The 25,145-nt window shown below is 58.9% G+C and carries 23 protein-coding genes and 4 pseudogenes; 14 read left to right on the top strand and 13 right to left on the bottom strand.

The window, feature by feature from the left end; all coding sequences use genetic code 11:
- Positions 1-83 precede the first annotated feature (83 nt).
- From QQ977_RS16275 to QQ977_RS16285, 3 genes are read left to right on the top strand one after another with little or no spacing between them, the layout of a single operon-like run.
- Positions 84-1,577, top strand: coding sequence for a DUF58 domain-containing protein (locus QQ977_RS16275; RefSeq protein WP_285928928.1), 1,494 nt, complete (start codon positions 84-86; stop codon positions 1,575-1,577).
- On the top strand, positions 1,574-2,182 hold the full coding sequence (locus QQ977_RS16280) for a hypothetical protein (RefSeq protein WP_285928930.1): 609 nt from the start codon (positions 1,574-1,576) through the stop codon (positions 2,180-2,182). The genes QQ977_RS16275 and QQ977_RS16280 overlap by 4 nt, the downstream gene beginning before the upstream one ends.
- Positions 2,179-3,057, top strand: a complete 879-nt coding sequence (locus QQ977_RS16285; RefSeq protein ID WP_285928932.1) for a hypothetical protein — start codon at positions 2,179-2,181, stop codon at positions 3,055-3,057. Before QQ977_RS16280 ends, QQ977_RS16285 begins: the two co-directional genes overlap by 4 nt.
- A gap of 92 nt (positions 3,058-3,149) precedes the next feature.
- On the opposite strand, the gene QQ977_RS16290 is transcribed toward QQ977_RS16285, so the two are convergent.
- From QQ977_RS16290 to QQ977_RS16300, 3 genes are read right to left on the bottom strand one after another with little or no spacing between them, the layout of a single operon-like run.
- Positions 3,150-4,178, bottom strand: a complete 1,029-nt coding sequence (locus QQ977_RS16290) for an AAA family ATPase (protein WP_285928933.1) — start codon at positions 4,176-4,178, stop codon at positions 3,150-3,152.
- Positions 4,175-5,290, bottom strand: a complete 1,116-nt coding sequence (locus QQ977_RS16295) for a DUF4350 domain-containing protein (protein WP_285928935.1) — start codon at positions 5,288-5,290, stop codon at positions 4,175-4,177. Before QQ977_RS16295 ends, QQ977_RS16290 begins: the two co-directional genes overlap by 4 nt.
- 55 nt (positions 5,291-5,345) lie before the next feature.
- Complete coding sequence (locus tag QQ977_RS16300; protein WP_285928952.1) at positions 5,346-5,609, bottom strand: hypothetical protein; 264 nt, start codon at positions 5,607-5,609, stop codon at positions 5,346-5,348.
- A gap of 170 nt (positions 5,610-5,779) precedes the next feature.
- Here QQ977_RS16300 and QQ977_RS16305 point away from each other — a divergent pair, with 170 nt between their 5' ends.
- From QQ977_RS16305 to QQ977_RS16315, 3 genes and pseudogenes are all read left to right on the top strand, one after another.
- A complete protein-coding gene (locus QQ977_RS16305; protein WP_285928937.1) occupies positions 5,780-6,934 on the top strand; it encodes a hypothetical protein in 1,155 nt (384 codons plus the stop codon).
- 89 nt (positions 6,935-7,023) lie between these two features.
- Positions 7,024-8,787, top strand: a complete 1,764-nt coding sequence (locus QQ977_RS16310) for a CARDB domain-containing protein (protein ID WP_285928938.1) — start codon at positions 7,024-7,026, stop codon at positions 8,785-8,787.
- A gap of 185 nt (positions 8,788-8,972) precedes the next feature.
- Positions 8,973-9,092: pseudogene (locus tag QQ977_RS16315) on the top strand (IS5/IS1182 family transposase); the annotation flags it as partial.
- Positions 9,093-9,170: 78 nt separating this feature from the next.
- On the opposite strand, the pseudogene QQ977_RS16320 reads toward QQ977_RS16315, so the two are convergent.
- Positions 9,171-9,594 (bottom strand): annotated as a pseudogene (locus QQ977_RS16320) (IS630 family transposase); the annotation flags it as partial.
- Between the two features lie 174 nt (positions 9,595-9,768).
- A pseudogene (locus QQ977_RS16325) lies at positions 9,769-9,907 on the bottom strand (IS630 family transposase); the annotation flags it as partial.
- 321 nt (positions 9,908-10,228) lie between these two features.
- Here QQ977_RS16325 and QQ977_RS16330 point away from each other — a divergent pair.
- Entirely contained in the window at positions 10,229-11,569 is a 1,341-nt protein-coding gene (locus QQ977_RS16330) for an ISH6 family transposase (RefSeq protein WP_285926620.1), read from the top strand.
- Positions 11,570-11,631: 62 nt separating this feature from the next.
- On the opposite strand, the pseudogene QQ977_RS16335 reads toward QQ977_RS16330, so the two are convergent.
- Positions 11,632-11,743, bottom strand: a pseudogene (locus QQ977_RS16335) (IS1595 family transposase); the annotation flags it as partial.
- Positions 11,744-12,175: 432 nt separating this feature from the next.
- Positions 12,176-13,138, bottom strand: a complete 963-nt coding sequence (locus QQ977_RS16340; protein ID WP_285928939.1) for an IclR family transcriptional regulator — start codon at positions 13,136-13,138, stop codon at positions 12,176-12,178.
- A gap of 422 nt (positions 13,139-13,560) precedes the next feature.
- Here QQ977_RS16340 and QQ977_RS16345 point away from each other — a divergent pair, with 422 nt between their 5' ends.
- From QQ977_RS16345 to QQ977_RS16365, 5 genes are read left to right on the top strand one after another with little or no spacing between them, the layout of a single operon-like run.
- Entirely contained in the window at positions 13,561-14,547 is a 987-nt protein-coding gene (locus tag QQ977_RS16345) for a 1,2-phenylacetyl-CoA epoxidase subunit PaaC (protein ID WP_285928940.1), read from the top strand.
- Position 14,548: 1 nt separating this feature from the next.
- Positions 14,549-14,881: a metal-sulfur cluster assembly factor gene (locus tag QQ977_RS16350; protein ID WP_285928941.1), complete on the top strand. Its 333-nt coding sequence runs from the start codon at positions 14,549-14,551 to the stop codon at positions 14,879-14,881.
- 8 nt (positions 14,882-14,889) lie between these two features.
- Positions 14,890-15,129 carry a hypothetical protein gene (locus QQ977_RS16355; protein ID WP_285928942.1) on the top strand — a complete coding sequence of 80 codons (240 nt, stop codon included), beginning with the start codon at positions 14,890-14,892 and terminating at the stop codon, positions 15,127-15,129.
- A gap of 5 nt (positions 15,130-15,134) precedes the next feature.
- On the top strand, positions 15,135-15,926 hold the full coding sequence (locus QQ977_RS16360) for a Phenylacetic acid catabolic protein (protein WP_285928943.1): 792 nt from the start codon (positions 15,135-15,137) through the stop codon (positions 15,924-15,926).
- The gene (locus QQ977_RS16365) at positions 15,923-16,108 is read left to right on the top strand and encodes a hypothetical protein (RefSeq protein ID WP_285928944.1); all 186 of its coding nucleotides are present in this window, start codon (positions 15,923-15,925) and stop codon (positions 16,106-16,108) included. Before QQ977_RS16360 ends, QQ977_RS16365 begins: the two co-directional genes overlap by 4 nt.
- Positions 16,109-16,205: 97 nt before the next feature.
- Here the strand turns inward: QQ977_RS16365 and QQ977_RS16370 are convergent, their stop codons facing one another.
- From QQ977_RS16370 to QQ977_RS16380, 3 genes are all read right to left on the bottom strand, one after another.
- Complete coding sequence (locus QQ977_RS16370; protein ID WP_285928946.1) at positions 16,206-17,714, bottom strand: aldehyde dehydrogenase family protein; 1,509 nt, start codon at positions 17,712-17,714, stop codon at positions 16,206-16,208.
- A gap of 303 nt (positions 17,715-18,017) precedes the next feature.
- Positions 18,018-18,797, bottom strand: coding sequence for an enoyl-CoA hydratase/isomerase family protein (locus tag QQ977_RS16375; protein ID WP_285928947.1), 780 nt, complete (start codon positions 18,795-18,797; stop codon positions 18,018-18,020).
- A gap of 61 nt (positions 18,798-18,858) precedes the next feature.
- Positions 18,859-19,710 (bottom strand): enoyl-CoA hydratase/isomerase family protein, encoded by an 852-nt coding sequence (locus QQ977_RS16380; RefSeq protein ID WP_285928948.1) that lies wholly within the window; start codon positions 19,708-19,710, stop codon positions 18,859-18,861.
- A 305-nt stretch (positions 19,711-20,015) separates the two neighbouring features.
- Here QQ977_RS16380 and QQ977_RS16385 point away from each other — a divergent pair, with 305 nt between their 5' ends.
- Both QQ977_RS16385 and QQ977_RS16390 read left to right on the top strand, forming a co-directional pair.
- Positions 20,016-21,575 carry a sodium:solute symporter family protein gene (locus QQ977_RS16385; protein ID WP_285928773.1) on the top strand — a complete coding sequence of 520 codons (1,560 nt, stop codon included), beginning with the start codon at positions 20,016-20,018 and terminating at the stop codon, positions 21,573-21,575.
- Between the two features lie 73 nt (positions 21,576-21,648).
- Positions 21,649-22,110: a cupin domain-containing protein gene (locus QQ977_RS16390; protein ID WP_285928774.1), complete on the top strand. Its 462-nt coding sequence runs from the start codon at positions 21,649-21,651 to the stop codon at positions 22,108-22,110.
- Between the two features lie 20 nt (positions 22,111-22,130).
- Here the strand turns inward: QQ977_RS16390 and QQ977_RS16395 are convergent, their stop codons facing one another.
- The 3 genes from QQ977_RS16395 to QQ977_RS16405 all read right to left on the bottom strand — a co-directional run bounded on the left by QQ977_RS16395 (position 22,131) and on the right by QQ977_RS16405 (position 25,126).
- Complete coding sequence (locus QQ977_RS16395) at positions 22,131-23,654, bottom strand: class I adenylate-forming enzyme family protein (protein WP_285928776.1); 1,524 nt, start codon at positions 23,652-23,654, stop codon at positions 22,131-22,133.
- A 92-nt stretch (positions 23,655-23,746) separates the two neighbouring features.
- On the bottom strand, positions 23,747-24,181 hold the full coding sequence (locus QQ977_RS16400) for a universal stress protein (protein WP_285928777.1): 435 nt from the start codon (positions 24,179-24,181) through the stop codon (positions 23,747-23,749).
- 78 nt (positions 24,182-24,259) lie between these two features.
- Positions 24,260-25,126: an MBL fold metallo-hydrolase gene (locus QQ977_RS16405; protein ID WP_285928778.1), complete on the bottom strand. Its 867-nt coding sequence runs from the start codon at positions 25,124-25,126 to the stop codon at positions 24,260-24,262.
- Positions 25,127-25,145: the final 19 nt, after the last annotated feature.

Below are 25,145 nucleotides of genomic sequence, written 5' to 3' on the forward strand. Positions count from 1 at the left end.
CGCGCCTCACGACAAAAACAGTTCGCTTCCTGATATTGTTCAGCAACCAGTAGCTTCAACAGGACACCCGAAAACTCTCTCATATGCGACCCACTCGCCGGCTGTGGGCGACCGGTGCCCTCGCTGCCGTGTTCGCCGTACTCGCGGCCGTCTTCGCACGTCCGCTCTTGCTGGCGGCGACGGGGCTGATCGGCGCGTGGGTACTCGCTCGTCAGTACCTGTTCATTACGGAACTCGAGCGAACGAATCGGGTGCTGTCGGTATCCCAGGTCCCTGCCAGAACTTCGGTACGGACTGATGACGACACGCCAGTAACGATGTCTGCCACGCTCGAGGAGCCGCTGTCACTGGCACTGGCAATCGACGGTGGTCTTCCCACAGCGGCGGTCGAAGACGGGACGTTGCATCTCTCGCTCGAACCGGGGGCTACGGAGACGGACCGAACGATCGACGTTCGCTGGCCGGTCGCCGGCGTGCACCGGTTCACGCGGCCGACGGTGACAGCGACTGACGGCCTCTTTCGGGAGACTATTCCGACCGGCGAAGCACCGACGGTGACGGTCCAGCCACGCGAACCGCGGTCGATACACGTCGGGGAGGGTGGCGACCGGACCGCGGTGGCCTATGGAGAGCACGACACGGGACGACTCCAGTCGGGGCTCGAACCAAGCGAGATTCGGGAGTACGTGCCAGGTGATCGAGCACCTCGCATCGACTGGAAGTCGACCGCTCGCCTCGGGGAGTTGCACGTTCGGGAGTACGAGGGTGAGACGGACCGTACCACGTTGCTCGTCGTTGACCACCGACACAGCCTCGCGACGGGGCGTCCGGGAGAGACGAAACTTGCATACCTCCGTGAGGTGGCGATTGCGATGGCAGCGAATGCCAACCGACTCGGCGATCCACTCGGGCTGCTCACGGTCGGCGACGACGGCATTACGGCCCGTTTCGAGCCGAAGTTACAGCCCGAGTTGTACGAAACGATCCGTCGACGCCTGCTTGAACTGGAACCAACCCAGGAACGAGCAGAACGCCACCCGGAGGCGACAGTCGAGGCAACCGTTAGTTCCGTGTCGGAACGCGAGGGGGTTGCTCATACTGCCGGGAAAGCGCCACAGTCCCCTCGGACGGCGACCGGCATTCGGCGGTCGGCTGCGGCACTCGCGAACGACGACGATCCGTTCGCCCAGACGCTTCGTCCCTTCTATGCGGACCGACAGGGGTATCGTGAACGCATCGAGAGCGACCCACTGTACAGCGCCGTGCAAACGTCGCTCCGACGGCAGAACGAACGGGTCCTGACGGTCCTCTGTACCGACGACGCGAATCCAATAGAACTCCGCGAAACGGTCGAGATGGCACGCACACACGACAACGACGTTCTCGTCTTTCTCTCTCCGACGGTGCTGTTCGAATCCGGGACACTTGCAGACGCCGAGCAAACGTACGAGCGCTACGTTTCGTTCGAAGAGCTTCGCCGGTCGCTCACCCGAATGGAGCGTGTCACCGCACTCGAGGTCGCTCCGGAGGATCGATTGGCAGCCGTTCTCGCTGCGGGCCGGGGTGATCGCCGATGAGCAACCCGATTGAATCCGGTTCGGGCAGCCGTCTCGAGTCGCTGTGTCTCGAGCACGAAGGGACCAGCTGGCCCGCGTTCGTCACGGACGTACTGCTCCTCGTCGCGTTCGGCGCGAGTACCGTCGGCGTCTTCGCCGGCATTCTCGGCTTGGTCGCGGGTGCAACCGTGGTCGCCGTTCGACGCCTGGTCGGAACGCCGTACGCGCTTGCTGTCGGCCATCTCTGGCTCGTCGGACTCTTCCCCAACGCCATCGATCCGGTCTCGTTCCTGATCGTCGAGACCGCGTTCGTCGCAGTGTTACTCGCCCCGGCAACTCGAGCACGATCACCGGTTCGGTTCGCTGCCATGACCGCCGCTGCAGTCCTGACGTTTGCCGGGGTGGCATGGCTGACGCTCGAGTACGCTGCACAGCCGCTGTGGCTCGTCGCGATGACGCTGGCCGGCGCGGTGGCACTCGCCAGCTACGCCCTCCACCGATACGAACTCGTCGTTCTGGGGCTCGTCGACGAGGACGGACCGGATCACGAACCCGTTTCGTCGCGCTCCACCGATAGCACACCACCCACCGACACAACGGACGCAGCTGCACCCGACGACACATGAGTACGAGCGATACCGATATCGACGATGTCCGAGCCGAGACGGCGTCGGACGCCTCGCCGACCGACGACCCATCGGACGAGGAGCCCGACCGAACCGAACTGCTCGCGACGATCGAACTGTTACGGGAGGAGAACAGACGCTTGCGAAACGAGTACGCTCGCGCTCGCCAGTCACGCTACCGGAATACGGCGCTTGGTCTCGCCGCCCTCGGTATCGCGGCGGTTTTCGGCGCGGTCGTGTTCCCTGATACCAGGGGCGTCCTGATTGCACTCGGGGCGACGGGACTGTTCGGCGGGGTGCTCACGTACTACCTCACACCCGAACGCGTCGTCTCGGCGACGGTCGGGGAACGAGTGTACGCCGCTGCGGGTGCCAACGGCGATGCACTCGTCGACGAACTCGGACTTCGTGACGACCGGATCTACCTCCCGCCGGGTGATACGGACGCCGTCCGGCTGTACGTTCCTCGCTACGCCGACCCCGAACTTCCGGTCGATAGAACCGGGCCGATCGTTACCGACGAGTCGGGGCGTGGGCTGCTGTTCGAGCCCACCGGCAGACCGCTCTTTACGGAGTTCGAACGGACGACCGACCCTGCGGAGACACCTGTTGGCATCGCCACCCAGCTCGCCGACGCCCTCGTGGAAGCGTTCGAACTCGCCGACAGCGTCGATCCGGACGTCGACCGGGAACACGAGCGGATCACCTTCGCGGTATCCGGTAGCGCCTTCGGCGATCTCGATCGGTTCGATCATCCGATCCCCTCGTTCGTCGCGGTCGGTCTCGTGACCGTGCTCGAACGACCCGTTTCACTCTCGGTGACCGCGGGAGGCGAACGGGCCGATTGGCTCGTCACGTGCCAGCTCGAGGGCTGACATCCCCTCCCCTCCTCCTGGGCCGTGGTATTGCGCCTGCTCAGCCTATCAGTTGCTGTTCGACATCGGTCGCCGCTTCAACGAGTATCCGGCTACGGATCCGCGTCGTTCACTGCTTCCGGTCTGACGACTTCGGCACTCGGCGGCTCGGCCGCCTCGAGTATCGAGGAGACGACGTCGGTCGGGCTGACGTCGCCGAGTTCGGCTTCGGTGTTCAACACGAGCCGATGGGTCAACACCGGCTCGGCCAGCCCCTTCACGTCGTCCGGGATCACATACTCACGACCGCGGATCGCTGCACGTGCCTTCGCCGCATGGAGGAACGTCAGACTCGCGCGTGGGGACGCTCCCTGAGCGACGTCGGGATGAGAACGCGTTTCCGCGACGAGATTGAGAATATATGACTTGACTGGCGACGAGACGTGCACATCAGTAACAAGATCTCGAGCCGAGCGGATATCATCGGTGTTGACGACCTGTTCGGTGTCGTCCGGACCGAGGTCTGGATCGTCGTCGAATCGCTCGAGGAGTTCCCGTTCCGTCGATCTGTCGGGTAACTCGATCGTGAGTTTGAATTGGAAGCGGTCGCGCTGTGCTTCCGGCAGTTCGAACACCCCTTCCATCTCGATCGGGTTCTGCGTCGCGACGACCATGAACGGATCCGGAAGCTCGAGCGTCTCGGTCTCGATCGTGACGTGTCCTTCCTCCATCGCCTCGAGCAGTGCCGACTGCGTTTTCGGCGTTGCACGGTTGATCTCGTCGACGAGCACGAGGTTTGCAAAGATCGGACCGCGCTGGAGTTCGAACTCGCCGAGGTTTTCCCGGTAGATGGAGGTTCCAGTGACGTCTGCCGGAAGGGTGTCCGGTGTCATCTGGGTCCGGCTGTACTCGAGCCCTGTCGCGCGCGAGAAAAGTTTGACGAGCGTCGTCTTCGCGACACCCGGCACACCCTCGAGCAGAACGTGCCCACCGATCAGGAGTCCGATCGAGAGGTGCTCGATCGCCACCTCGTTTCCAACCAGTACGTTGCCGACCTCGTTTCGTACCCGTTCATGGACTGTCTCTGGGTCGACGGTTTGTCCGTCTGAGCCGACGGTTGATCCGCCACTCCTCTCGCTCATTCGTCATCCCGTTTCGACCCGTTCCGGTTAAGCGCTGCTATCACACGCTGGACACGTTCGTCGTCCCAGTCCGGGTGCCGACGTCGGATGTACGCCGCTCGCTCCGCGTCCGAAAGCGTCGCCGTCGGTTCGTCCTGGCTCCGGCCACGGTCCATGGGCGGTCCGAAGGCTCGAACGCGTGCGAGTCCGGCACGTAGCCACCGTGGGCGACTTGCCGTTGCGACCGCTGCGACGCCAAGGAGTCCGAGCAGCACCTGACCGACCGCCGAGCCACGAACGACCAGCAGTGCTCCAGTAAGCGGCGGAACGTCATCAGCGTGTGAGAGGTCGAATACGACACGCTCCTCGTCCTGATAGAGCCCCTCGAGCAGTGCTTGATTGTTGGGTTCGTCCAGCATAATATTGATCGCGATGCTTGGGTCGCCGACGGTTACCACCCGTCCGTCACCGACATCTTCGATCGTCGCGACGGGATACGAGTCGAGTTCCGCGTCGGATTCTTCGAGATCGGAGTCCGGATCGTCGACGAGATACGCGAACTCACTCGTCGAGACCAGCACTGTCGCCCCGTCAGGGTGTACTACCGTCCCGTGGTTGAGCGTGAGCTGGTCGACGTCTTCGGTGATCGAGTGGTTCGCGACGTCGGTAGCAATCGGCATCGCCGGTCCGCGATCGTTATACTGTTCGTCCCGGATGAGTCGCCCATCCGTTCGGGCGTCCGCGCCGACGTCCGCGAGCAGGGCGTTTCCGCTCTGGCCGACATTCTCGAGGACGACGAGGGTCCCACCGTCGTCGACGAACCCCCGAACGTGCTCGGCGTCGTCGCCGTATTGTTCCTCCGGTGCAACGACGAACGCGACCGTGCCGTTTCGCTCGAGGTCGTCGTACCGCGTTGCGTCGCGGACGATCTCGTGTTCGGCGTTGGGATCCGTCGCGACCGAATCCCGGAACTCGCTCGTCCCATCCCACGCCGGGTTGTACGCGCCAAACGCCGCCGTCGACGTGGCACCGGCGACGGCGATTGCAACGATGAGGGCAATCGCGAGTCCCGCAAGCACCACTCGTGGCCAGTCGGGGTCACGCCCGTCACGGAACCACTCGATCGGATTCACGGCGTCTCCCTCCCCCCCGTTTCACGGCGATCGGGGGACGTCGATCGACGTCCGGTCACCACGGCAACACCTCCGGCGGTAAGATCTCGAGGATCCGTCTGACGACGATGACCGCGAAGCCGATCAGGCCGAGCAGGATCAGCCACATCAGCCGTCGTCGCCACGCTGGCGTCACGTTCACCGGTGCCGTCAACTCGGTGACAATCAACAGTCCGATCAGCGAGAGCACGAAAAATAACTCGTAGGAGAGCGATCCGAGAGCTGTCAACACGAGGACAGTCGCGAGCATCCAGGCTAGCTGCCCCCGGACGAACCGCATCCGTCGCCGGGTCGCCATTACTCGAGTGCGGGTCGTGGGGCGACGTAAAGCCTCTGACTTTCTCGAGCACCTTCGCACCACCGTTCGTCCGGCCTCACGCCGGACAGTGTTCGATACTTCTAGACCTGTAGAGCGGAAAGACTTTAATCAATACGAACAGAGTCGGGATCATGCAACCCCGCTACATTCGGATCGCGCTTGTCGCGGTCATCGTTTTCGCCGCCGTTGCGTTTGCCGCAACGTCACCGGCACTCTCGGGTTCGGATTACGACATTGACGCTGATGACTCGATCGACACGCCGGAACGGACCGTTGAGATCGAAGGAGACGAATTCGACGTCAGTGCGATTGGGGCGATTGAACCCGGTGAGGAGATCGATATTTCTGTCACGTCCACCCAAGACTACAGAATTTATCTATACAATACGGATTCTCAAGATGAGTTCAGCGAGAACTTCGACGCCGATGAGAGCCACGTTACAATCGGGACGGCCGACGATGAGCTCGATACGAGCAACTTAGATGCCGGTACCTACATGCTGACGCTGAATGCTAGAGACGACGGAAGACAGGCTGTCCAACCGCTGGTCATTCAGGGCTATGACCTCTCGCTCGATCATCCCGAAAGCGGGACGACGGACGAAGCGATAGAACTCACTGCAACGGCAGAACCAGAGACAGTGTCGGATCAACCGGATACCGTGGAGGTTGCGATATGGGATGGGGATAACGATGTGACGGACGTGACGTTGGATCACACTGGAGACACGAGCTACGAGGCAACTCTCGATCTCGGTAACCTCGACGAAGGCGACTACGAAGTGTACGCCGCAGTTCCTGCAGACGAGGAAGCCCAAGGGTATCCGACTGCTCTCGCTGTCGATACTGGTGAGGCACTTACTGTAACCGAAGCATCCGACGATGGAGAAAGCGACGATGGTGCTGGTGGTGGCGGTGGTGACGACGACACGGGGACCGATGACCAGCAAACCGACGATAGTGGGGATGGCGCCGACGATGAAGGGACCGACGATACTGATGACGTCGATGATGGAATGACTGACGAACAGGACGATGAAGCCGGTAACGGAGAGGGCGATGATGCTGATAGTGCTGACAATGGAGACGAATCAGATGCCGATGATACTGATGGAGGTGCTGACGACACCGACGATGAGGTGATCGAACCGGGTGACGACGATGACAGAGATGATGACGAACCGTCTGACGGAGATCAGGATACGCTCGGGATCCCAGGACTATCACTACTTGTGGTTGTGGTGAGTTTCGCTTTGTCAGGCTATTTACTCGCACACCGGGACTGATCCAAAAACAGTCGGGATCATTACCTCATTCATCTGTCTAGTTCGCATCTTCGAAATTATTAACTACCCTGAATTAGACTGGTCAGTGTATGACCACTACGAAACGGTTCTCTCTCGTGACTTTCCTGGTCGCGGTTATGATTCTCGCACCGATTGCGGGAGTCATCGGGATGGGTGGCATCGGGGTCGCGGTTGCTAACGAAGAACCGCCAGAAGAAGAATTAGTAGACGTGACAGTTGATGGTGAAGATGTCACGATCTGGGACCGGTCGGTCCTTCCGTTACGGGCTGACACAGAAGACGGTGCCGTCACCGTCGACAACCTGTGGCTCGATGTTATCACGGCGGATGGAGAACGTGAGTCGGCAAACCGAGGTTCACTCGCTGTTTTCCAAGCTGGTGAGTCAGTAACGCTTACATTCGATGGCGAGGGTACCGCCGCGAACACGGACCATTATGCTGAGGAGGACGTGCAGGTACTCACCGGACAGGTTGACGAATCGATTGACGACCTGAGTGACGTCCCAACAAGCGGGGATGAGCTGATGGATGCGCTTTCCGAGGACGAACTTGACGATCTTAACGAGAACGTCGAATTTAACGATCCAGACGAGAGGGAGATAGAGAAAGACGGAACACTCGACTACGACTACCAGCCTGAATCCGGTATTCATCTCGCAGTTATCGCCACTGGGGACGACTCGCTCGACGTTGATGATGGCGATCTCGAGATAAGTGACGAAACGACGATCATCGGTACCGAAAGCCTCGTCGCTCACGAGGATTTCTCTGAAGTGAATGTCGGAACGGAAGCCGAACCCGGTGATGACATCACGTTTGACGTCAATGCCGACGAACTTCAGGGGGACGTCACACACTCCGTCGTCCTCTACGATGAAGATGCGTTCACTGGAAGCGAGATGAATATCAAGGCAGAGGAGGATCTAAGCAGTGACTTCTCATCCGAAGACGTAACGGTCCAACACGAGATCGAGTCGATAAATGGCGTTCAGAACGTCGAAGACGGCATAGAGGTTCTTGGTATCGAACTCGGCGAGCAGAGCCACACTGGCGTGACGGAACTTGCTGACATCGTCGGGTTCCTCGCAAGTGAAATCGACACTGACGAACCCGGAACCGAAGTAATCGGTGACGAGATCGAACTCGACACCTCGACAACTGTCGTTGACGACGTCGATCCGGATACCGAAATCACGGTCGAGACCCTTGAGGGCTGGAATGAAGGTGACTACCGGTGGGTTCACGTTGCTACCGGCTCCTCGAGCGACGAGATCCAGACCAACACTGGCGTCATGATGGTTGAGGACGAAGATCGAGACCCACCGCGACGACCAAGTGGTGGTGGAACTGGTGGTTCACCAACTGCCGTGTTCACGGCTGAGACTGATGCGCCTGCAGAGGTCGAAGTTGATGAGGACGCCCAACTCGACGTGACGATCTCGAACATTGGAACCGCGTCTGGGACGACCGACTACGAGGTCGTCATCGACGGTCAGACCGTCGATCAAGACGAGATCGAACTCGAAGTCGACGAAACAGTGACCAGGCACTATGACTTCGACACTACGGAAGCCGGCGATATCGACTGGTCAGTGACCGTCGACGCTGACGACGCTTCCGGCACCCTGACGGTTGTCGAAGACGATCCCGATCCGCCTGTGGACGATGACGTCGACGACGTTGACGATGACGTCGACGACGTTGACGATGACGTCGACGACGTTGACGACGAAGTCGACGATGACGACATCATTCCCGGCTTTGGTGTCGTGCTCGCCCTGATCGCAGTGCTGGCGGGTGCGGCGATTGCCATTCGCCGAGCTGACGGCTGACTCACCTCGAGGCCAACCCTCTCGAACAGCGGTTCGTTTTTGTCGCTACGAGTCTTGCTTTCCCGGCCGGAGTAGGAGTGACCGTACACTCGAGCGAGCCATCGACCAGTGATTTCTTGGTCGTGTCGCACACTACTTTCGAGGATCATTCTCGATAGGGAAGCGGATCCCGCCGATTTGGCGGGATATGCGCTCGTTTATCTAGAGTAGAGTCGTTTTTCAATGTCGTGGAGACGGAGACACTAGCGTTGTTTGAGCATCTCTCCTTCGAGTTTCTCGAAGAGTTCAACGTGTTCGCCCCGGCGTAATGACCGAGATAACTTTTAAAAGTTAAGAAAGTCCTTTACCCACTTCTTTGCGAAACTAATCCATTGTGTCATTTATTCGGATACGTCTTTGACGAGATCGTGGAACTCGTCTTCGTCCTGAACGATGATCGGTGACATTGTCCACTTCAGATGCTTCCAGACCTGTTCGGTTGGGTTAAGGTTCGGCAATCCGGACGGAAGAAACACGAGATCGATCCCAAGTTGATGGGGGCGTCTGCGCGTGTATTCTCAGACGTGTGACCCGTGCTTGTCCAAGACGAGCAGAATCCGCTTGCCGGGATTCTGCTTGCGGATCCTCTCTAACACCCCGCAATCCGTTCTTTCTTCTCATCCTCCGTCCATTTCGCCAGACTCTCACCGTTGGGTGCTCGCACCCAACTGCAGAATACTCGGTCTTCATCAATGGCCGTTCCACGTACGGATCATCAACGTACCAGACACGTCTCGAATTATCGTACGGCTGTGGCTGTGACGCATTAAGACCCGGTACGGATGGAGCCTCTTTGACCGGGCCGCAAGACAGTCAAGCCGATGCTGAAACCTAGCAGATGACACCTGGAACGTACGCGTCTTGAAACCAACAGGCCGCAACGCTGGGCCTGAAATCCCATGATGGGATTCCTCCGCATTCACGCGGAGGGGGAAATCAATCCGCCCACCGATCACCAGTGGCCACCGGCCGCCCCTCCCAGTCGGCGGCCTCCGGAATTGTGTCTCCTTGGTAGGGGTTTCAGAAATCCAAGCCGTCGTAGCTGGTGTTCATCTTCAGCCTTACGATGTAGCTCGCCGATTTATTTTACAGGAATTTGAGACTTTATGTCTTTCCGACGACCGTTTTCCATTGTCTTACACGAGCGATAACTTACAAAAGATTCCTCCTTCTATTAGCTCGATCCTGGCTCTCGCCGCGTCGAGGTATCTCCAGAGGCGATCTCACACTGTATCTCAGAGCGTTCAACTCCGGCGTCGTGTCTATCGAAAATCGGGAAATGCTCAAAACCAGCTCTGCGCTCTGAGTCGCCAATAATCTGGTCGTGTCCCAAACTCGTCTAGAGTCGTAACTGACTCCTGTGGAAACAGGGTCACCTCTGGTACCTACCCCGAAGTGACCCATGCACGCCACAATCGACGCGCAAGTCACGGTTAGCATCGACTTAGACAAAACGCTACCGCTTGCCACTCTCGCTGAATCTCTCACAGAGCTTCACCTCGAGGCGACGATCCTCGAGGAGCTTGTCAAAAGCCTCGACGAGCGCCTCGTCGAGGCGTACTGTGGGGAGAAACACGCGCGCGGAAACGGCGATCGCCGTTTCCAGCGCGCCGGAACCACAACACGAACAGCTGTGACAACCGCAGGAGAGCACGAATTTTCCCTTCATCACGTCAAAGACACCGCTGCCACCGGTGACGATCCTACCTACTTCCGCCCTCTCGAAGATCTCATCAAATTCGACGGGCAGCGCATCTATCAAGAGGATATTTCGCTCCAGAGTACCGAACTCGCTACGTCGCTCAGCTTTCGTGATGCCGTTGCCCACGGCGACGGCTTCACTCCGATGCCTTCGAGAACCACGATCAACCGCCGAGTCCGTGAGTACGGCAGCAAACTCGGTGACTTCGTTCGTGATCGGCTTCCTGGGACGAATGCAGACACTGTCGTTCCTGACGGAACGAAGTGTCATAGCCAGGACGATCACTGCACGTACCACGACGTCAACGTCACTCTCGGACAGATCACCGAAGACAACGCGGAAACCACGCTCTTAGACGTCAATGTCAACGAACCGTGGGACGATACAGCAGAAGATCTCGAAGAGAACGAGGCGATCACTGACGACGCGACGGTCGTCAGTGACGCCGAGGAATCCCTCGTCGACGCCTTCGAGACCAGCTATCGATCTCATCAGCTCGATCTCGTTCATGTCGGTCGAACGCTTGGATACAAGCTGTGGAAGGACGGTACCTTTTCGCTCGAAACGCGGAAAGCGATCGCCTCAGACGTCACAAACGACTTGTTCCATCTGAAAAACTCGGTTGCGCTCCATGCATCGAGGAATGAGCGTTTGGCGATCCGCGAGCGGATCGACCAAACGCTCGAGAACCTCACGAAGGAGGCGTGGCGCTTAGAGCAACAGGACTCTCCAAAAGCAGCGGCGTACCTCCGAAAATGGGCACAAGCAACCGTCACATTCGCCGAACTCGCACTCGAGGGACAAGAGGTTCTGTGGACATCGAACGTGGTTGAACGAGCCATGGGCGAAATCTCGAAGCGGTGTAAAAACCAGTGGATGAGATGGACAGAGTCCGGCTTAGAATCGCTCCTCTGGCTCAATCTCGTGAGATATGCCGATTCCGAGCAGTTCGCGGCGTTCGCCGACGAACTGCTCGAGCGTTCAGCCAAAACAGCCATGACATTGGAGGTGTCAGTTGACGCTACCAGAGGCGAACTCTAGACGAGTTTGTGACGGGACCAATAATCTACGTCACAAGAACGCTCTCAATAGCTGCCTTAGTTGATCACCGACTCACTGCGGCAGCGCAGACAGTGGAGAACCTTCGTGCCAGCGAATCTGTTGGAGTAGGTTCGCAGCACTCGCCCCCGAGCGAAGCAACTCAACTGGGAACATTGCATCCGGGTGATACTCACACGTCACCCCCTTGCCCGCTACACTTTCACAGCGCCAGATCCCTCCGACCCACGATCGGCTTCGGAAGAGCGTCCCCACTATAGCACAACTGAATCAACGAAATCGTGGCTTACAGCCTTCGCCGCTCTCCACAATGCGACGATCTAATGTTGATACCCCTTGAAATATCCGTCCCCGGCATGGAGTGATCCGACCGGATAGCCGACCCTCAATGGTTTGGGTTCGTATATTCGAGAGCTATCCTCTCAGCTCAGAGTTACACACATACGTCTGTAATCCCACTGCTGCAGCGCGAATTTGGAACGGACGACTCGCAACGGTCGTAACTGCGTGACGACGGATCTGAGAATCGACTGTATTCCGAAATTGCCCGAACCGAGCACGGTCCATCGCTGGTTCGATCTGGGCCGGTCAAGAGTAGTTGACGTTGACCTGGATAATATTGGCGAACTCCATCACCGCGTTCTGTATCTCCTGTCTGTAGCTCTCTTCTTTGGCCCGTGCCGTCGGGATACAGATACTCAACGCCGAAATACGATCGGACTGGCGGTTGTGAATCGGAGCACCGACACAGTAGAGGTCCTCGATTAGCTCCGACGTGTCGGTAGCGACCCCGGTCTCGCGAATCTCCTCAATTTCCGTTAGAAGGGTCTCACGGTCAGTGATCGTATTCGGCGTCATCTGCGGGAGGCCGTATCGGTCGAGAACAGCCGCAACTTCTTCGTCCCGCATAGCCGCTAGCATGGCTTTCCCGGGGGCGGTCGCGTGCATGTACATTTCGATACCGGGATAAGACCGGAAGGAAACGGAGTTTTCACCTTCCTCAACGTGTACCAGTACACATCGACCTCGCTCTTCTACGATGAGGCTAATGTGCTCGTCGGTCTTCGCCGCCAGGTCTTGCATGACCTCTTCGCCCTTTACGAACTCGTCGATTCGTCTCTTCTGGGCTTCGCCATACTTCAGGAACCGCAAGCTCGGTTGGTACATCTGGTTGATCCGCGTAACCATCCCCACCGTCTCGAGACTCTGGAGGTAATCGTGTGCGGTGCTGATGGGAACGTCGAGTTCCTCGGCTACCTGGGTCGCGGTCGCACCGTCGAGCGCGTCGAGTGTCCTGACGACATCCACGGTTTTTTCGACTGCACTGATTCGGACATCTGATGCCATGTTTCTACCAATGAATCGAACGACTAATAGCGTTCCGACAATACCCGATCCAAAATCCCTGTCAGAAGCATCGATCCGGTTGAAGGTAACGAACGGGACACTCGTTCGTTCGGCGTGATCGAGTAACGGCCAGCAATTCACTGCGGCGATATACGGGTCGACACCGCCACTCGAAAGTTTGTTTCTACCCAACTTTCCCATCATTATTTCCGCCGGCGACTGGTCATACTGTCGTACGCCCTGGTATGTTTGGTGTCCAGTGGCTCCTGCTGACTTCGGTTCCGGTCGTCGACGTACGCCGAATCCGGCTGTTCGGACATTGTCCTAACCGATCGAGCGGTCGTTCGGATCGACGGTTTCCAACCCAGCCACAAGAGCCAGTTCCGTGCGGAATGGTGATGGTTCTCCCATCCGTTTTGGGAGTCTCGACACATCCGTCAGAAGCTTATTATGTATATTCGGGTAATTTCGGAACGGGGGTCGGCAAAGCCTATTCGACCGTTCAGTATCGACGCCGCGCTGAAACCGTTCACCGGAGATCGGATCGAACCTGATCGGCCGTGATAGAACGATCGCCGGCACCAGCACAAGGTTTATTTCGACATGCCTCAAATTAGCTACCGTTCATGGGAACCAGCACAGATGATACTGTGGATCCCGAGGAAGCCCTAAAGTCGAAACTTGACGAGGGCCACATGATCGAGGATCCATCCGAGGCAACCGAGGTGTACCGAAAGGTGCTGACCGAGACGACGAACATTGCAGGTGACCTCGAGATGATGTCGTTCGTCATCTACTATCCGGCACTCTTGCAGGCACCCTCTATCGAGACGAAGATCCAGGCCGCCCAAGCTATCCATGACGAACTCGGACACGCAGTGTTGCAGTACGCCGTCGTCGAAGACTTCGGTGGCGACACGCAGGAACTCATCATGGACCGTGATCCCGAGGAATGGAAGACGTTTTTCATGACTGAATGGGCCAACGAGAGCTGGTACGAGTTCGCCGTGGCGCAGGCGCTTGGCGACCGTGCTGGCCGGATGACAACGGTCGATCTCGAAGAACATTGCTCGTATGCACCGTACTCCCGTTCGCTGCAGAAGGTCAACTTCGAACAGCAGTGGCACGTGAAAAACGGCGAACGAAACATGCGAAAACTCGTGGAGAGCGGAGAAGAGCACAAAGAGCGCATCCAGGAAGTGGTAGACTTTTTCTTCCCACTGGCCGCCGAGTGGTTCGGGACGACCGACGACAAGAAAAAGCGCTGGACGCAGTTGGACTACCACATCCGTGGCCACACCAACGACGAGATGCGCCAGAAGTGGCTCGCAGAAGTCGTGCCCATGTTGGAAGACATGGGTCTCGAGGTTCCCGCCCACTACGACGAGGATGCCGACGAGTACGTCCTCGAGTACGAGTATCCCGTCCTCTACGACTACGAACGGGGCGAATGGGACCTCGAGAACCACGCCACCTGGGAGGAGAAGTTCGAACAGTGGCGCCAGGGTGGCCCCGACAAGATAGGCGGGATCAGCCGACTCCAGGAGGAAGTCTGGGGAGAAGACCTCTGGCAGGCCAATGATGAGTGGGTGAGACAGTATCTGGGGGCTTGAGATGAGTGCAACTGACCACAGCTCGGCGACCGAACAGGCCATCGTCGACGCGTTGGAATCCGTAGAGGACCCTCACGTTCCGGTCAGCCTCCGGGAAATGGGAATGCTCGGCGACGTCGAGTTCGAAGACGGTCTCGCCTCAGTCGACATCGTCTTTCCCTGTTTGGGCTGTCCAGCCTACCAGATGATCATTGAAGACGTCGAGAATGCCCTCGAGACTGTCGACGGCGTGTCCGACACGGACGTCGGCGTCACCTGGGCAGAGTCCTGGTCGAAAGACCGTATGACTAAGAACGCACGAGAACGAATGCAGGACATCGGTATTCAACTGTAACACCAACAATGACGAAACAAGATTACGGCGCTCGGACGCGACGCACCTACGACGTCTTCGCCCGAGCCACTCACGACGAAAAACTCACCCGGTTGGGACGAGTCGATGCACCGAACGAGACGCTGGCGCGAGTTCGCGCTGTCACCGTCTACAACAGCAAAGACTGGCTCGAGATGCTGCTTTACCCGGCCGATACGGCCCTTGAGGTTAACACGGACGGGCAATCCCGTGACCTCTTGATGGCCTGATATCTATGACCTCACCAGACGAACTCTCTGACGACGCGCTCGAAACGCTCACCGACGAGTTGCTTTGTATCGCTGATACGAAGCGAGTACTCGGCAACTGGCACATCCTAGTCCTTCCCAATGGTCGGTCCATCACCGACTTCAACGCGATCAGTGCTCTCACACAGGAGGAACTCGGTCACACTCGATCGCTGTACCAGTTACTCGAGGACAGCGACACCGGTCTCGACGCCCACCAGCTGGACGTCGGCAGAGATACAGACGAGATCCGATACGCGAAAACGCTCACCGAACCACCGCAGTCCTGGGTGGACTACATCGTAACGAGCTATCTGGTCGAACACGCCGTCTGGAATCTCTTGCGTACCTTCGAGGATTCGGCCTTCGCGGAACTGGCCGGCCTCGTCCAGAAGATCGGCGAGGAAGAGCGCTACCACCAGATGTACGCTGAAGGATGGCTGGAAGTCCTCGTCGAGGAGGAATCCGAAGAGGTAACCCAACGGTTCGCGGAACGGCTTCCAGCGATGTATCAGTGGCTGCTCACCGGCGACAGCGGCCCACTCGTCGACGCCGGAGTGCGTACGGCTGACGTCGCCGACGCCCGCGAGGCCTTCAAGTCGTCCGTTACGCCGTTTCTGGCCAACCAGGGTGTAGACGTTTCCGGTTTGCTGACAGACATCGAAGTGCCCGACAGCTGGGACGCGAGTTCCCGGCGGCCAGGCCACGAGGAACCGACCGGTCGCCTCCAGCAGCTCCTGGCGACGGAGAACACCGAGATCGCGAGGGCCATCCAGTGACGTCGGAGACGGACATCTTCGCCCGGAACCTCGACGAGATCGAGTGTCCGTTCTGTGGGTGCCCGGATACCGAGCTAACCGCTCCGTTCGGCGCCAGCCTCTCGGACGAGACGTTTCGCTGTCGGGGCTGTAACTCCGTGTTCAACTGGCTGAAATGGGACGGCGACCGCCCCGAGGACTAACCCGGTCGGCACTTCCTCGGCCGTCGGTCGCTCGCCTATTCGCTGTTCGCTGTCAACCACGACCTGAACAGTACAGCGAGCCGCCCGACCGCCGTGGTCAGAGCGGATAGCGCCGGGGCTGGCGCTGGACGGAGATCCACTTGCTCTCGGTTAGTACCTCGATGAACTGTTCGCCGTGGAACTTTCCGAGACCGGAGGCTTTCGTGCCGCCGAAGGGGATATGCGGTTCTTCGTTGATGGGCTGATCGTTGATGTGGACGCTGCCCGCCTCGATATCCGCTGCGATAGCCTCCGCCTGAGCCAGGTCGGTCGACTGGACCGCTGCGGCGAGGCCGTACTCGGTATCGTTGGCCAGTTCCACCGCCTCTGAATCGTTGCTGTAGGGAACGATCGGTGCCACTGGACCGAAGTGTTCCGTACAGGCTGCTGCCGTGTCGTTCGTCGCATCCGAAAGGACGGTCGGGGCGATGAACCGACCCTCTCTGGCTCCACCTGTCTCGAGCGTAGCACCGCCGTTGATGGATTTTTTGATGAGCGTGGCGATCTCTTCGTACTGCTTGTCGGTAATGACTGGGCCGATATCAGTTTCGCGCTCGAGCGGATCCCCGACTACGAGCTCACTAGCTCGATCGGCCAGCCGACCGACGTACTCATCGTAGACGTCCTCATGGACGAGATGACGGTTGATAGAGATACAGACCTGTCCTTGGTGGAGAAAGGAGCCATAGACGCCGGCGTCGATAGCCGCATCGAGGTCCGCGTGTTCGGTGACGACGTAGGGGTTGTTTCCACCCAGTTCCATGACCGGTGTCGCGAGGTGTCCCGCTGTAGTCGACGCCACGTGCTTGCCGACGTCGGTCGACCCGGTGAACGCGACGACCGAGGCGTCGGGATGAGCAGCCAGACGGTCTCCAACGGTCGAGCCGGGGCCGGTGACGACGTTCAGCAGACCATCCGGGAGGCCGGTCTCCTCGAAGATACGGGCCAACAGCAGACCGCCGGTGATAGCCGTCGGGGAAGCGGGTTTGAGCACTACGGCATTGCCCAGTGCAAGTGCGGGTGCGACGGCGCGCATCGAAAGGTGGAGCGGAAAATTCCAGGGAGAGATGACGCCTACGACGCCGGCCGGCTCGCGGACGACGCGGTTTTCCTTGCCGGGAATGAGCGACTCTTCTGTCGAGCCCTTCACCTGAAACGGCAAGCCTCTGGACTCTTTCATCATCCCTTTTGCCGTCGTAAGTTCGATCTGGGCCTTCAGGCTTGTCGCTCCCGACTCGACGGTTAAGAGTTCTTTCGCGGCCGCCCAATACTTGTCGAGAATGTCGATCGCATCGTCGATTATCGCGGAGCGCTCCTGGGGCGACCGCTCGGCCCAATCGTTCTGTGCGGCCGCTGCCGCCTCGAACGCCCGGTCGACGTCTGCTGCCGTTCCGATCACGACGTCGGTTAGTTTCTCGTCGGTGGTGGGGTTTAGGACGGGTTCAGTCTCACGGTCAACCGGCGTCTCCCAGGTCCCGTCAAAGTACAGTGTCGTCCAGCCCGTCTCCGGGGTGAGGTCGTTGCTGGAGATCTCGTAGCCGCTCGAGGGAAGGTCAACCTCTGGCATGACAACCTACTCGTTTCCGGGGCACGAGTAAATATCTATTGGGCTGCCACACGAATCGTGACGCCGGAGCGTGACTAACCGGAACACCCGCGGGAACGTGCGTCGGACCGACGCTCGCGGAGCCTTGCCGTAGCCTTGCCGTATACGGCAGGAGGATATCACGCCCCGATGGCGTTGTTGGGGAGCGTCGACGAGAACGACTTCGGTCCCGGGTTGCTGGGTTCCCTACGGGCGGCTGGTATCCTCGTCACTACCGACCGTCATCACAACCTCTCGAGGTTGTGGTCGACGTTCGAATTGTCACTAGCTGTACTCACGGTCGTAGTCCGGTTTCTCGGCAGTTCCGAACGCGTCAACGGCAGCGTGATGTTCCGGATCGTTCACACAGTTCCACTGATATTCGATAGCTCGCTCGCTGTAGTCTTCGAACGATCGCTGGGGATCGATAAGCTGTTTCGTCTGCTGAACAGCAAGGCGGGGTAAATCGCGAATGTCTTCGGCCATTGCCGTCGCCGCTGCTACCGTGTCCTCAGCGACGTCGACGACTAAGCCCATTTCTTCGGCGGCCTCCGCGTCGATGTCTTTACCGGTCAGCAGGTACTCGCGAGCTTTCGATTCGCCAACTAGACGCGGCAGGAGCCAGCCGCCGCCGTCGCCGGGGATGAGGCCTACGCGGACGAATCCCTCGCGGAAAAACGCCGACGGTGCGACGTACCGCATATCGCAGGCAAGCGCGAAGTCACACCCCGCACCCACCGCCGGTCCGTTTACCGCGGCGACGCTCGGCGTCGGGATAGTCCGAAGCTGTCGGACGACGTTCTGGACGCCCCAGAGAAAGCCCGCGTACTCCTCTTTGCTCATCTCGTCCCAGTCGGGCATGCTGTCGACGTCTGCGCCGGTACAGAAGCCGTCGCCGGCTCCGGTCAACACGATGGCGTAGACGCCGTCGTCCTCGTCAGCAGTTCGGATCGCCTCGTTGAGTTCAGCCACCGTGTTCGCCGTGAAGGCGTTGTACTTTTCGGGCCGATCGATGGTAATAGTCGCAATTCCTTCTCTCGTCTCGTAGTTGATATCGTCGTACATCCGTCTGTCGTCTCCGCTCGAAGATTAGTCGCAGCCGGCCTAAAGGTTTCGTGGAGTCACGTCATTGGTGCTCGTCCGCTCCCGTCGGGAAGTCAGGCGATTCACCGTCTCGAAAGGCCCGCACGCCGGCTTCGTGGTCGGGGAGGTGCTGGGTCAATCCCTCGAGCATCAGCCCCTCGCGGAGAGCCAGGGTCGTTCCCATCTCGATCCACTTGTTTAACGCGACCTTCGTGTACCGAATAGCCGGCTGCGAACCGTCGAGCAACTCCTCAACGAAGCTGTCGACTCGCTCGTCCAGCAGATTCGGTGGCACCGCATGATTGACCAGACCCAACTCCACAGCCTCGTCGGCGTCGACAGCTCGTCCAGTCATCATGAGTTCTTTCGCCGTATGAATATCCGTCAACAGTGGCCAGATCGCCGCGCCGCCGTCACCCGCGGCGAGGCCGACGGCGACGTGAGTGTCACCAAGTGCAGCGTCCTCGCTCATGAAGACGACATCGGCGTACAGAGCCAGCGTCGCGCCGAGACCCATCGCGTCGCCCTGAACCTTCGCAATCAGTGGCTTTCGTAGATCGAGGATAGCCTTCACGATGGCCTCTCCTTCGTGAAGAACCGTCCGGAACTGCTCCGAGTCGGCCAGACAATCGGCCATCCAGTCGATGTCGCCGCCAGCCGAGAATGCGTCGCCAGTGCCTGTCAGGACCACTACATCACCCTCGCGGTTGGCGACGTCACGGAAGACTCGTGAGAGCTCCGCATGCATATCGCCGTCGACGGCGTTGAGTGTTGCAGGTCGGTCAAGTGCAACTCGGATGACGCGCCCATCACTGTCTACGTTGAGATGTTTGTAATCGGACTTCACACCGTACTGTGACGGGGTAGTCGGCAAATAGCTTTCGAGGACTGTCAATGATCGTGTGTGACTCGCTAACCAGAAACTATAAGATTCTTCATCAGCGTTTATCCTCCGGGGTACGCTAATCCATGCACACACGACGCCTCGTAACCAACGGTGTCTATCTCGTACTGGTAGCAGTCTTCCTGTTTCCGGGAAGCATCGCCGCGCAGAACATCCAGGTGGAGATCCTCGGTTGGCCATTTTTCGCCTTCTGGACGGTAATCCTGGGGCCGATGGCTTTCGTGGCTTTCTACCTCGTCGCACCATTGTTTGAACGGCGAATCGATCCCCCGTCACTCACTTCGGAGGGAAGATAAATGGCATTTAACGAGATTCTCTCAACCGGGATAATTCTGTTGTACCTGATAATCAGCGTCGGCGTCGGGCTCGTCGCCTGGCGAATTCAGCCTTCGACGAGTCTCGAAGACTACTCGCTCGCGAACCGATCGATTCACTGGTTCACGGGCTTTTTCTCGATGCTTGCCAGCCAGATTAGCGCGCTGGCGATGCTGGGATTTGCGGCCTTTTACTTCCTTCAGGGGATGGCGGCCTATCTCGCCATCGTGACAAGTATCGTCGTCTCGGTGGCGGGTGCGTTCCGATTCATCGGGCCGAAAGTCTGGAAGATTGGCCGCCAGACTGGCCAGGTAACGCCCAGCGACACACTTCGAGAGTACTTCGATAGCCCGACGCTTGGTTACGTCGTCGCTGCAGGGATGATTCTCGGGCTAGTCCCTTACCTCCAGCTCCAGTTTATGGGTCTCGGCATCGTCCTAGATCTCGGGACGGGTGGGCTCATCTCCCAGCAGGTTGGTGTCATCGTCATCGCTACTGCCATCGTGATCTATACCTGGCTCGGCGGGATGAAGTCAGTCACCTGGGTCGACACGATGCAAGGAATCATGCTCTTTCTCGGCTCGTTCGTGGCCGGACTCTTCCTGGTGCTCACGCTCGGCGGCGGATTCGAGCCGACGTTCAACAATATCCTAGAGGCCCAGCCCGCTTTCCTCGAACCCATCGCACCGGAGCCACCCTACAATAATTGGGTGACGGTTCTCAGCTTCGGTCTCATCGCGATGCTAGGACTCGGACTGGCTCCGCATATGTGGATCCGGCTCCACTACTTCGAGGAGGGACGCTCACTGGAGCGCCTTCCTGGCGTCTATTCGCTGGTATTCTGGTTGACACAAGTCGGCGTCTTCTCTGCCGTTCTCGCGGGCGTCCTTTTGCTACCGGACGCACCACCGGACCAGTACATCCCGCTGCTCTATCGTGAGTACTTCCCGACGCCGGTGTTCGCACTCATCATGTCGGCTATTCTCGCCGCAGTCATGTCAAGCGCGAGCAGCATGTGTCACGCCATCGGCATCATTGGGAGCCGCGACATCACGAAACAGATCCGACCCGAGTGGAGCGAGGACAGTCACCTGCTCGCTGCTCGAGTCATCACACTGGTCGCCGTAGTCGCTGCAGTCATCCTGACGTTCCTGGGCGTCGATTTCATCCTCACCAGCGGGGCAGCCGCCGGCGCGCTCATCGTTTCAATCACCGTCCCCCAGCTCATATCCGCCGTCTACACAGCTGAGTGGCCGACTCGAGAAGGGGCTGTCTTAGCCGCCATTGCCGGCGGCACGGTGTCGTTAGCCGGCACCGTCGGTTTCTTCAACGACCCGATGGGCTTTTACCCCGGCACGTTCGGTTTCGTCGTCAACGTCGTCGTCTTCGTCGGCGTCAGCCTCGTCACCTCGGGAACGCCCGACGAGTCCCGCATCAGCGACTGGCGGAACCTGCTCGAGCAATCCTACACCGACTTGGACGCAGAGTACCGCAACCAGACGCCGACAGAGGTGACCGCGGACGCCAGCGACGACGACTAAACACTGCAGTTCGTCACAACTGATTTTCTCACTACACCAGTAAGTTAATACCCGTTCCCGTCGTTCAGCCGATATGGAGCGGATAGCCGTCGACGACGTAGAGATATTCATGAGCGCAGCTAGCGAGTGCCGGCCCCTGTCACGAGCACTCGAGACCACCGATGTCGCCATCAATCACTACGTCGTGGAACCGGGCGAGGCTTTCTCGGCCGGCTTTCACACCCACGACGATCAGGAGGAAATCTTTTACATTATACGCGGTGAGGCGACCTTCGACACCGAAGAGGGTACCGTGACGCTCGGACCCGACGAGGCCATCCGTTTTAGCCCAGGAGACTTCCAGCACGGGTACAACGAAGGCGACGAGCCTGTCCAAGCGCTCGCACTCGGCGCACCCCGAGAAACTGAGACAGGCTACATCCTCTGTGAAACCTGCGACGATATCGGGGAGATCGAGATGAATATGACCGAGACGCGTGATGCCATCGTCGTCTCCTGTAGCAATTGCGGCACAGCGATCGATCGGTTCGATTAGGCAAACCGCACCGATTCAAGCTACTCCAGAATACGCTCGAGGAGCTTCGACTTCTGGACTTTCATTCCTGCAGAACGAGGGAACTCTTCCATGAATCGCACACCTTTCGGGCACTCGTATCCCGCGAGGTCACGACGCTCGTCGGCCCACGCCAGAAGTTCGTCTTCGGATAAGCTCGAGGCCGCTGCCGGCACGATGCAAGCGACGACGCGTTCGCCCCAGCGATCGTCCGGAACGCCGACGACGGCTACCTCCGCAACGTCTTCGTGCTCGCTCAACACGTTCTCAACGTGGACGTCGGAGACGTTCTCGCCGCCGGTGTTGATGATGTGTTTCTTTCGTCCCTCTGGCCAGAACAATCCATCTTCGCCAATATAACCGGCGTCGCCGGTGTAGTACCAACCGTCCTGGAAACTCTTCTCGTTCTCTTCAGGCAGACCCAGGTACTTGTCCATGAGAAACGGTGATTTCACGATGAGTTCGCCCGTTACGCCTCGATCAACCTCATCTGTGGGGGCGCCACCGAATTCGACGACACGGATCTCGGCGTTGGGGAAGGCAGTGCCCGGAGATTCGGCGGTGTCCGGGCGGATCGTCACGTCGTTCGTGAGGATATTGAACCCCTCCGAAGAGCCCAGCCAGTTGCCGAAGTAGTCCGGGTCGAAAGCCTCGAGCACCTCGCGAGCTAACCGCGGCGAGACGGCCGCGGCCATCGTCATGATGGTCTGAACCGACCCGACGTCGTAGCGTTCGGGTTCGACCTCGAGCAAACTTTTCCACATCGTCGGCACCGCGAAGGTGTGGCTAATGGCTTCTTCTTCGATGATCCGCAAGACCTGCGTTGGATCGAAGTCAGCGAGTGTCACCGTGGTGCCGCCGTAGAGCAGCGTCGGTATCCCTTGTTCCCACGCGCCGGCGATGTGAGCCTGGGGCGCCACGACGAGCGTTCGGGCACGGTCGGTGATGCGCGTCTCGCACATCGTGACATAGGTGTGCTCCATTAGGGGACCGACCTGGTGAAGACAGCCCTTGGGTAGTCCAGTCGTCCCGGATGTGTATATGAGATAGCAGTGGTCCTCAGGCGCTACGTCGACGGAGTCCGGTTCTTCACCGGCGTGAGCGTCGACGTGATCCCAATACGACTCGGCGTAGTCCGGAACGTCCTCGCCGGTGTAGAGGAACGTCTTCACCGTGTCGAGATCCTTGTGGAGACGATCTACCTTGTCGCGGTTAGCTGGATCGAACACCAGCACCTCCGCTTTGGAGTCGGTTACGATGTGCTCGATACCGTCGAGTGATTGACGGTAGTTCACCGTGTTCACGATAGCGCCGATGCGACTCGCAACGAGGATCGAACTGGTAATCTCGACACCGTTCGTCAGAAGCGTCGCGAATGTGTCCTGATGACCGACACCCTGTGCCTGTAAGACGGCACCCAGCGCCTTCGCGTGCGATTCGAGTTCGGTGTAGGTGTATCGTAGCCCACGGCTGCCGTCGACCAGCGCCTCCTTGTCCGGCGTGGTCGCGACTGTACGCTGGAACATTGTCCACGGAGTGCTCGTTACCATCGTGCGTAGTGAGGCAACTACTCTCACTTAGGCCTTCCGAGAAATCGAGGGAGGCGACCGGTCAAGAGCTAGTCCTGAACGACGAGCACGGGAACCGTTGCCGTCCGAACCGTCTTCTCCGTGACGCTACCCAGCAGTGTTCGTTCGAGACCGCTTCGGCCGCGCGTCCCCATGACTACGAGGTCTATCTCGTTCTCAGCCGCGTAATCGTTGATAGCCTCGTGAGGGACCCCCTCGACGACTTCGGAGGTGACCGGTATGCTGGCATCCTCGACGACAGCTGCCGTCTCGGCGGTCGTATCACTCGCTCGCTCTTTATATATCTCGATGAGTTGCTCCCGGTTGGCTTCCGGCGGGAACAACATCGTCTCGTCTGTGTTCACTACGCGGACGACGAAGACAGTCGCGTCGTTTCGAGTTGCTATTTCGACTGCTTCTTCCATAGCGGCTATACTACCCGCGCTCCCGTCTGTCGGAACGAGTATTCGATCGTAACTGCTCATCGTTTGACGATCGAATATTTCATCCGAGCATACAAATAGTTTCGCTCGAACACCGTGCATCGGATCGCATTCGACCCTTCACGCAGTCTCGCGTTGTTGGAGATATATGAGTACACCACGGATGTGCATCTTCATGGCTGCTCGTACCGCGGGCTGCTCAATGTCTTTGCCGTGTTTCTCGAGCTGGGCCTCAAGTACCGCTGCTTCGTCCCCGTGACGTTTCCACTCGGTCTCGATTTCGTCGACCCATCGCTCGACGATGTCGATATCCTCGGCCAGTTGCTCAGATGCGTCGTGTGACACTCCAAAGTGACAGTACAGAAGCGTTGCCGTCTCGTACTCTTGAAACCGCTCTAGGCTTTCGACCGTTTTCTCGAGATCGAAATTCGGCGGGGAGGCGTTCGGCATCGAGTGGCCGTGAATGTGTACGGCACCCTCGTCGATGAGAAATAAGGCATCGGCCGCCCGATCGTAGAGGCTGAAGTGGTGTGGTGCATGGCCATCCGCGGGGATCACGTCAACAACCGTATCGCCCAAGTCGATTTTATCTCCGTCTTCGACGGTTTCGATACGTCCTTCGGGCACGGTTCCGCTGGCATCGTAAGCTGAGGCCATCTCGCCGACGGCGGCATGAGAACTCTCAACGAGATCGGTCAGTTTCGCTTCGTCAGTGAGATAGGTGGCGGTGAGCGGGTGACAGAGAACGGTGGCATTTTTGCAGATCTCAACCAGTCGGCCAGCGCCACCGGCGTGGTCAAGGTGGAGGTGAGTAACGACGAGGTATTCGATGGTCGCTGGATCGACATCGAGAGTCGCCAGTGCGTCGAGGATCTCGTCTACGGTCGTCGCCGAGCCGGCGTCGATGAGCATTCTCTGTTCCCGATCGATGAAGAAGGAAGCACAGAAGCCGGATGTCTCGGCCAGCATCGTGTCGACGAGGTACACACCGTCTGCATTCGCTACG

Source organism: Natrialbaceae archaeon AArc-T1-2 (genome assembly GCF_030273315.1).
GTDB lineage: Archaea > Halobacteriota > Halobacteria > Halobacteriales > Natrialbaceae > Tc-Br11-E2g1.